The sequence below is a fragment of the uncultured Nisaea sp. genome, from assembly GCF_963974195.1.
Classification (GTDB): Bacteria; Pseudomonadota; Alphaproteobacteria; order Thalassobaculales; family Thalassobaculaceae; genus Nisaea.
This window is the reverse complement of the sequence record NZ_CAXBDC010000184.1, coordinates 1-4,023: the sequence shown is the minus strand read 5'-3', so window position 1 is coordinate 4,023 and position 4,023 is coordinate 1. Positions and strand designations below refer to the sequence as shown.

The window sequence follows — 4,023 nt, the reverse complement described above, 5'->3', positions numbered from 1 at the left end:
CTAGGGATCTTTTCAGCCGGGCGACGATCCTGATCGCCGCAAGGGACGTGCCCCCCGTCGTGAAGAAATCCATCCCGGTATCGAGTTCCGGCTGTTTCAGCACAATGCGCAAAACCTCAAGCACATCCTGCAAGTGCGCGGGCGCGGCCTCAGAGCCGTCAGCCGCATCGCCGAACAGTTTGAGTGCCAATGCCGAGGGCGTCGGTGCCGCTGCCAGATCCGCGAAGGCAAGCCCGACACCAAATGCCCGCTTCAGCCGGGCGATAAGCCGGATCGCGGCAAGCGAGGTTCCGCCGGCCGCAAAGAAATCCGTCTCCGCATCCACGCTTTCGGATTTCAGGACCGTGCGCCAGATATCCAGCAAAGCATCCAGTTTTTCCGGGTCCACTTGCACAGGCGCGGCCAGTGTCCGGGATTTTTCGCCGAGTGTTTCCCCCTGCATCAGGGCAAGCGCGCGGCGGTCTATCTTTCCGCTCCGGGTAAGTGGCAGGCTGACCAGCCTATGGAGCTGATCCGGCACCATGTGGCCCGGCAGCAATCCGGCGACAGCCTCTTTGCAGAGAGCCGCGTCTATCGTTCCCGTGACGAAGCCGATCAGCCGTTTGTCGCTTCCCTCCCCCGCCGCGATCACGGCGGCACCCTGCACGCCATCGACGGAGCGCAGCGCCGCTTCCACCTCGCCCGGCTCGATGCGGAAGCCCCGCACCTTCACCTGATCGTCGGAGCGGCCGAGATATTCGAGCGTACCGTCCTCGCGCCAATGGACGAGGTCTCCGGTCCGGTACATCCGCGCGCCGGGCTCGGCCGCGAAAGGATCCGCAAGGAAACGCTCCGCCGTCAGTTCAGGGCGCCGCCAATACCCCCAGGCCACCCCGGCACCACCGATATAAAGCTCACCCGGCATGCCTTCAGGCACCGGATCAAGTGCGCGGTCCAGCACATAGGTCCGGGTGTTCCAGATCGCCTTGCCGATGGGTTCCGCCACACCCGGCCGGCCATCGGCCTCATGGAAGATGCAGCCGACAACAGTCTCGGTCGGGCCATATTCGTTGACCAGACGCAGCTTCGGCGCTTGGTTCCGCCAGACCGCCGTCGAGGCCGTCGACAACGCTTCCCCGCCGATCACGAACATGCGGGCGCCGGAGGCCTGCGCCGCCACCGGTTTCAGCTCCGCCAGCAGATCGAGATGGGCCGGGGTCATTTTCACGAAGCCATAATCGGCCCCCGCCGCCAACTTTTCGGCCAGCGCCTCGACCGCACCTTCTTCCGGCATCAGATGGACCGGCTTCCCGGCGAACAGGGGCAGCCAGAAGGAGAGCACCGTCGCATCGAAGGCCGTCGCGGTAACCACCGCCGTGCCGTTACCGTTTTCGATTCCATAGGCGGCACCGGCCCAGGACAGGTAATTCATGACACCGCAATGCGGCACCATCACGCCCTTCGGCCGCCCGGTGGAGCCCGAGGTGTAGATCATGTAGGCAAGATCGCCGGGCCGGGGCGCTTCCTCTGCCTTGGCGTTACCGCCGCCCTTGATCTTGCTGAACCCGGCGCCCTTCGCTTCGAACAATGCGGTGTCCGGCAATGCCACCGCCTCGGCGAGCTGCCGGGAGGCCGGCGCGAAGAGGATTGCCGCCGGCGCCGCATCCTCGACGATCTCCCGCAGCCGCCGTTCCGGCAATCCGACCTCGACCGGCACATAGGCCGCCGCTGCCCGCAGACTGCCGAGCATCGCCACCGGCAAACCGATTGAGCGCGGCAGCAGGATCAGCACCCGGCCGCCGCGCCCGATCCCGGCAGCGGCAAGCTGTCCGGCCAGCACCGAGGCCGCGCTGGTGAGTTCGGAAAAAGTCAGGCTGCCATCGGATGCACTGACCGCCAGCGCGTCCGGAACCCCGGCCGCTGCCGCAAAGACCGCCGCGTCGACCGTTTCCTCCCGGACTGGCATAACGGGTCCGGTGCCGAGCGTTTTCAGCGCCTCTGTCTCGGGCTCGTCAAGCAAGGCAAAACCCGACAGCGCCTGGTCATTTCCGGTGCACAGCCATTCCAGTGCCCGGCGGAACCGGTCCGGCATGGCGCGGGCAACCGCATCCGGCAAGACGCCGATTGCATAATCAAACCCGGCCCGAATGCCGTCCCCGTCCCGCACCATGGACATCATCAGATCGAACTTGGCCGTGCCCCGGTCGCACTCGAGAATTTCCAGCGTCAGTCCGGGCAGACCCGGCGGGGCAATCCCCGCATCGTCGAAATTGAAGAAGCAGCGCACCGCCGGAAGCTCCTCGCTCCAGCTCTCGGCGAGGCCGCGCATGATCTGTTCGAACGGAATGTCCCGGGCATCCAGCGCATCCACGACCGCGTGCCTGATCGCGCCAAGGTAATCCGTGCGGCTCTTCGCCGGGGAAAGGTCCGCCGCAATCGTCACCGTATTCACGAAACAACCGGCCGTGCCGTGCAACTCGCTCCGGTCCCGAAGGGCGACGGGCGTGCCAAGAGCCAGACGGTCACGATCCGCCAGACGGCCGATCACGAGGGCATAGGCTCCTGCCAGCAAGGCATAGAGGCTGACCCCGGCCACCCGTGCCGCCTCTTCCGCCCGGGCCACCGTTGGGCCATCGAGCATGAAGGGCACCATCTCGGCACCGTTATCCCCCTCTCCTTCAGGCAGCAATCCGGGGCGCGGCGGCAAACCAAGACCATCACCGAGAGCCGCCAGACGGTGAATGGCGGCATTTCGCAGCGCTTCCGCTTCCGGCTTTTCAAGCTGCTCCTGCTGCCAGGCGCCCCAGTCCGCATACTGCAGGTCCGGCTCCGGCAAGTCCGGCACGCGGCCCGTGCTGTAAGCCGCATAGGCCTTGGCGAGTTCGTCCAGCAGCAACCGGACAGTCCAGCCATCGACCGCGATGTGATGGAACACCAGTACGATCGCCCCCGCATCCTGCCCGGCGGAGATCAGAACGGGATGCAATGGCAGATCGGCCTTCAGGTTGAAGACATGCCCGGAGATCGACCGTGCGACGGCTTCCAGCCCGGACGGGTCCGTGACGGATGACAGCGTCAGCAGGTCCGGCGCCGTCTCGGTAATCGCCTGCACCGGTCCGTCCGGCTCGTCGCGATAGACCGTGCGCAGCACTTCATGCCGGTCGACCAGCCAGCGCAAGGCCGCGCGCAAGGCGCCGGCATCGATCCGGCCCGTAAAGCGGAACGCCACCGGAACATTGTACCGGGTGCTCTCCGGGGCCATCCATTGCTCGGCCAGAATGCCAAGCTGCATGGTCGAAAGCGGCAGATCCGGTTCGAGAACGAAATCCAGCCTGTCTCCTGGGCCGTCCGGGCTCATGTCAGCTCCAACCCTTTTTTACCCGAACGCCGTGCCCGGCGGGTGATTGGCCCGTCGGACGCCGCCGCATGGCTGTCCCCCGTCTCCGGGTTCAATGCATCCACGGCACGTGCCATGGCTGCCAGATTAGCCTGCTCAAACACAGCCCTGAGCGGCAGGGTGACACCGAAGCGCTGCCTGATCCGAGCGACCAGGCGCACGCCGAGCAGCGAGTGACCACCAACCGCGAAGAACCCGTCCTCCGGCCGGAATGTCCCGCCGCCGAGCAGGTCCGACCACAGTGCGGCCAGATCACGTTCGGTGTCCGTGGCATATGTCACTGGCCCCGCAGCGGCTTCCGTGTCCTCGCCCGCCGGGATCGCCAGCGCACCCCGGTCCAGCTTGCCGTTCGGCGTCAGAGGCAGACTGTCCAGCACCGCGATCCGGCGCGGCACCATCCAGCCGGGAAGCTGTTCCGCCAGAGCATCCCGCCATCCGGCTGCTGCTGCGGTAACGCCTTCCGGCAAGACCACCCAGCCATAAAGCGCCCGGTCGCCGTCCGTCTCCCGGACATCGACCACGGCTTGGTCGGCACCGGAGACCGCTCTGAGGGCCGCCTCGATCTCGCCAGGCTCGATCCGGAACCCGCGCAGTTTGATCTGCCGGTCGATCCGGCCGAGATATTCCACAGCCCCATCGGCCCGCCG

The 4,023-nt window shown here is 66.4% G+C and carries 2 protein-coding genes; both read right to left on the bottom strand.

Annotated elements, in window-relative coordinates; genetic code table 11:
- Positions 1–3,337, bottom strand: a 3,337-nt coding sequence (locus AAC126_RS21875; RefSeq protein ID WP_339857503.1) for an amino acid adenylation domain-containing protein, incomplete at its 3' end; no start/stop codon positions are given.
- The coding region (locus AAC126_RS21870; RefSeq protein ID WP_339857502.1) for a phosphopantetheine-binding protein at positions 3,334–4,023 on the bottom strand (690 nt) is incomplete at its 5' end. The genes AAC126_RS21875 and AAC126_RS21870, both read right to left, overlap by 4 nt.